At 68.2% G+C, this 261-nt stretch carries 1 pseudogene; it reads left to right on the top strand.

Annotation, left to right across the window (positions count from 1 at the left end):
- Positions 1-14 precede the first annotated feature (14 nt).
- A pseudogene (locus SB719_RS20930) lies at positions 15-261 on the top strand (hypothetical protein); the annotation flags it as partial.

The following is a 261-nucleotide window of genomic DNA, read 5'->3' as shown; positions in this document are numbered from 1 at the left end:
CCGGCGGTGTGGATGTGGAGGAGACCCCAGAAGCGCTCGTCGCCCAGGTGCCGCTGATCCGCGAGGTGCTGGACATCCTCGGCATCGCCATCGTCGGAGCCACCGAGCACGAAGCGGACGACGTCATCGGCACCCTCGCTACCCGGACGACCAGGCCCGTGGACGTGGTCACCGGCGACAGGGACCTGTTCCAGCTGGTCGACGACGAGCGGGACGTGCGCGTGATCTATACCGCGCGCGGCATGAGCAATCTCGAGGTCG

This window comes from Pantoea sp. SIMBA_079 (assembly GCF_046940275.1).
GTDB lineage: Bacteria > Pseudomonadota > Gammaproteobacteria > Enterobacterales > Enterobacteriaceae > Pantoea > Pantoea borealis.
Note: the sequence above shows the minus strand (reverse complement) of the source record. Positions and strands in the feature narration are given on the sequence as shown.